Annotated in this window: 4 protein-coding genes; 2 read left to right on the top strand and 2 right to left on the bottom strand. The window is 70.6% G+C overall.

The genetic code is table 11. The features are described 5' to 3' along the window. Positions 1-157: 157 nt before the first annotated feature. Positions 158-2,254, bottom strand: a complete 2,097-nt coding sequence (gene glgX / locus AQJ46_RS36905; RefSeq protein WP_059209941.1) for a glycogen debranching protein GlgX — start codon at positions 2,252-2,254, stop codon at positions 158-160. 44 nt (positions 2,255-2,298) lie between these two features. Continuing rightward, entirely contained in the window at positions 2,299-2,793 is a 495-nt protein-coding gene (locus AQJ46_RS36900) for a hypothetical protein (RefSeq protein ID WP_059209717.1), read from the bottom strand. 246 nt (positions 2,794-3,039) lie between these two features. Between AQJ46_RS36900 and AQJ46_RS36895 the strand changes: the two genes are divergently transcribed. Then, positions 3,040-3,339 (top strand): DUF5133 domain-containing protein, encoded by a 300-nt coding sequence (locus tag AQJ46_RS36895; protein ID WP_059209940.1) that lies wholly within the window; start codon positions 3,040-3,042, stop codon positions 3,337-3,339. 74 nt (positions 3,340-3,413) lie between these two features. Next, positions 3,414-3,909: maltotransferase domain-containing protein (locus tag AQJ46_RS36890; protein ID WP_159064098.1), on the top strand; the 496-nt coding region annotated here is incomplete at its 3' end.

Raw genomic sequence — 3,909 nt, 5'->3', positions numbered from 1 at the left:
GCCGAGAACGCCATCGCCAACGAGGGCGGCGGCATCGAGCACCTGATCGCCACGGGCGCCCCGGAAGTCCCCGGCTCCTACGCCTTCGGCGTCCCCACGCCCCCCCGTCGCCGACATACAGCGACGGGCCGACAACCCGATCGTGCGCACCCCGCCTTCAGGCGTCCGCGCGGGACGGCCTCGACAGCAGGACCAGGCTGCGCGCCTCGATCGTCATCTCGGAGCCGGCCTTGTGCTCCGCTTCGTCGGCGCCCTGGGGTTCCGCCGTGTCCAGCAGGGTCGTCCAGCGTTCGCCGTACGCGGGGCCCGGCAGCCGGAAGTCGACGGGCTCCCAGTGGCCGTTCAGCAGCAGCAGGAACGAGTCGTCGACGACCGGTCGCCCGCGCGGATCCGGTTCGGCGATGGCGTCGCCGTTCAGGAATACCCCGACCGCGTGCGCGTCGGAGCGCTGCCAGTCCGCCTCGGCCATCTCGCGGGCGTCCGGCAGCAGCCAGACCAGGTCGGGCAGCGGCTGCCCCGCGTGCGTGACGGTCTCGCCCCGGAAGAACCGGCGCCTGCGCAGCACGGGATGCGCCGCACGCAGGCCGATCACGCGCCGTGTGAACTCGGCGAGTTCGCGTTGACCCTCGCTCACCTCCCAGTCCACCCAGGAGACTTCGTTGTCCTGGCAGTAGGCGTTGTTGTTGCCCAGCTGCGTGCGGCCGAGTTCGTCGCCGTGACAGAGCATCGGAATGCCCTGGGAGAGCAGCAGGGTGGCAAGGAAGTTCCGCTGCTGGCGGGCCCGCAGCTCCAGTACGGCGGGGTCGTCCGTCTGGCCCTCGGCCCCGCAGTTCCACGACCGGTTGTCGCTTTCGCCGTCCTGACCGCCCTCCCCGTTGGCCTCGTTGTGTTTGTCGTTGTAGGAGACGAGGTCGCGCAGGGTGAAACCGTCGTGCGCGGTCACGAAGTTGACGCTGGCTCGCGGGCGCCGCCGGCTGTGCTGGTACAGGTCGGAGGAGCCGGTCAGCCGGGAGGCGAACTCGCCGAGCGTGTGCGGCTCACCCCGCCAGAAGTCCCGTACGGCGTCCCGGTACTTGCCGTTCCACTCCGACCACAGCGGCGGGAAGTTGCCGACCTGGTAGCCGCCCTCCCCCACGTCCCACGGCTCGGCGATCAGCTTGACGCGGCTGATCACCGGGTCCTGCTGGATGAGGTCGAAGAACGCCGACAGCCGGTCCACCTCGTGGAACTGCCGGGCCAGCGTGGCGGCGAGGTCGAAGCGGAAGCCGTCGACGTGCATCTCGGTCACCCAGTACCGCAGCGAGTCCATGATCAGCTGGAGCACGTAGGGGTGCCGCATCAGCAGGCTGTTCCCGGTGCCGGTGGTGTCGTAGTAGTGGCCCCAGTCACCGTCGACCAGACGGTAGTACGAGGCGTTGTCGATGCCCCGGAAGGAGAGCGTGGGGCCCTTCTCGTTGCCCTCGGCCGTGTGGTTGTAGACGACGTCGAGGATGACTTCGAGGCCGGCCGCGTGCAGCGCCTTGACCATCGCCTTGAACTCGGTGACCTGCTGGCCGCGGGTGCCGTGGGCGGCGTAGGCGTTGTGGGGTGCGAAGAAGCCGATCGTGTTGTAGCCCCAGTAGTTGGCGAGGCCGCGGTCCTGGAGCACCCCGTCCTGCACGAACTGGTGCACCGGCATCAGCTCGACGGCGGTCACACCGAGCGAGGTCAGGTGGTCGATCACCGCCGGGTGTGCGAGACCGGCGTACGTGCCGCGCAGTTCCGGCGGGACGTCGGGGTGGGTGCGGGTGAGACCGCGGACGTGGGCCTCGTAGATCACGCTGTCGGCGTAGAAGCGTCTGGGCGGCTGGTCGTCGCCCCAGTCGAAGGCCGGGTCGGTGACCACGCCGAGCATGGTGTGCCCGGCGCTGTCGGCCTCGGGCGTGTGGAGCGAGGGGTGGCTGTCCATCTCCCCGTCCACCGCCTTGGCGTACGGGTCGAGGAGCAGCTTCGCCGGATCGCACCGGTGGCCGAGTGAAGGCTGCCAGGGTCCGTGCACCCGATAGCCGTAACGCTGCCCCGGCCCGACGCCCGGCAGGAAGCCGTGCCACACGAAGCCGTCGACCTCGGTCAGCTCAATGGCGGTGTGGGCGCCCCGCTCGTCGACCAGGACGAGTTCGACACGCTCGGCAACCTCGCTGAACAGCGCGAAGTTGGTTCCCTCGCCGTCGAATTGGGCGCCCAGCGGGTAGGGGTGCCCGCTCCAGGCCGGCACCCGCTTCCCGTTCTTGTACGGCTTCTTCCTGGACGACGGCACGCTCAGCACCCGCCGTCGGCAGTGGTGGCGGCCAGGACCGCGACCGGCATCTCGCGCGGCACCTGGAGCACCTCCCGCAAGGTGGGCTCGGGGGCCGTCGGCACGAGCGGGACGCGCTCGCCGGCGCGGGCCCGCTGCGAGAACCAGATGACCTTGCTGCCGGTGTCGGTGGCGCAGCAGCCCCAGCCGTCGCTCATCGCGGCGATCCGCTCCAGGCAGGCGCGCAGATCCAGGTCCGGGCGCAGGTCACTGTCGTTCTCGGCGACGGCGGTGATGAGGTGCTGGCCGTTCCACCACAGCTCGATCGAGGTGTTCTTGTCCCTCGCGTGCTCGTCGATGGCCTTGAGCAGCAGTTCGGCACCACCGCAGACGGGCTCGACCAGGGTCTCGAGGTCCCAGAGCCGTAGATGGGCGGCCAGGATGCGCCTGACCTGCCCGACCCGCTCCGGGCTGACCTCCACGTCGAGGTGGTAGTAGCAGGGCACTGCGGTCTTCATCGTCACTCCTCACCGGCGAAGCTCCCGCTCCTCCCGGCCCCCGCGGGACCGGACCCCGAAACACGGAGCGTGAGTGCTGATCGCTTCAGAGTCACTCCAGAGTGGGAGTGCTACGCCATTCGTGCAACACGAGCGATCCATGAGGTTGTTGAAGACCCAACAAGACGCTGAGTCGTTACCCATGCACCATGAGTGAAGATCTCGCGAGTCCCGCATCTGCTCCAGCCCGGAAAGGTGTACGGCGCCATGCTGCTACCGGCCAAAGCCGAAGTCGCCCGGCAACTTCGGCGGTATCGCGCCTGGGAGCGCGTCATGCTGGCCTCCCCCGCCGACCGCACCGTCCGGGCCACCTTCGAGGACGCGGGCTACACGCTGTGCGTGCTGATGGGCAAGCGCTGCGCGCGTGAGGCGGCCGAGGCCGCCGAGCGCTATCTGCGCACCAGCGTGGGGGCCTACCTCCAGGAGCAGAGCGACCTGCCCCGCACGGGTTCCGTCGCCAGGCGTGGTCCGCCGAGGTCCGCGGCACGTTCCCCCGCGGGGAGGTAGCCCCTTCCGGCGCAGCTTCGATCCCCGGCCGGGCGCAGTCAGCGCCCGGCCTCGAGCACGGCGGAGGCGAGAGCATGAGTTCCACCCCGGTCATCGGCCGCATCCCGGTACGGGACGTCCGCCCTGCCGTCGAGTCCGGCAGGCGCCCGGCGAAGGCGGTCGTGGGAGAGACGTTCGAGGTCACCGCTACGGTGTTCCGCGAGGGCCATGACGCGGTCGCCGCGAACGTCGTCCTGACCGACCCGGAAGGGCGGCACGGCCCCTGGACCCCGATGCGGGAGCTGGCCCCCGGCAGCGATCGCTGGGGTGCGGAGGTCACTCCGGACGTCGAGGGCCGCTGGACGTACCGCGTCGAGGCCTGGAGCGACCCGGTCGGCACCTGGCGCCGCGTCGCCCGCATAAAGGTTCCTGCGGGCCTCGACACGGGTCTGGTCCTGGAAGAGGGCGCCGAGCTCTACACCCGGGCGGCGGCGGGCGTCCCGGAGGGCCCCCAGCGTGCGGTGCTGGTGGCCGCCGCGAAGACGCTCGCCGACGACTCGCTGCCGGTCGCCACCCGTCTGGCGGGCGCCC

Source organism: Streptomyces canus (genome assembly GCF_001514145.1).
Classification (GTDB): domain Bacteria; phylum Actinomycetota; class Actinomycetes; order Streptomycetales; family Streptomycetaceae; genus Streptomyces; species Streptomyces canus.
The sequence above is the reverse complement of the archived record's forward strand: the minus strand, read 5'-3'. Positions and strand labels throughout refer to the sequence as shown.